The organism is Dellaglioa sp. CoH-55-MRSF-7 (assembly GCF_056782235.1).
In genome coordinates this window covers 1-274 of record NZ_JBXAYI010000156.1, presented here as the reverse complement: position 1 = coordinate 274, position 274 = coordinate 1, and the positions used below count along the sequence as shown (strand labels likewise).

The following is a 274-nucleotide window of genomic DNA, read 5'->3' as shown; positions in this document are numbered from 1 at the left end:
ACGAGGCTCTTTCTGCTATCGAAAAAATCGTAGGGCACTCCATTAGCCTCGACGCCAATCTGGAAGACGTGCTGAAGAAACATGGCATTTCGTATCCGGTCGGGGCTGTTATTGGCGGTGCCATGAAAGCGCGCTTTGGCTTCGTGGTTCCGGTCGCCGTGGCCCGCGAATGGACGACCCCGCGCTCCGTGGCTACTAGCATCGTGCATCTCAAGGCCCTCCGTGCGGACCCGCGTGTTCGAAACATTCTGAACGACATCAGTGAGCTGTATTC

General features: G+C 56.9%; 1 protein-coding gene. It reads left to right on the top strand.

Features of this window, described 5'->3' with window-relative positions; genetic code table 11:
- On the top strand, window positions 1-274 hold a 274-nt coding region (locus AC1RPU_RS08230), incomplete at both ends, for a hypothetical protein (protein ID WP_481769684.1).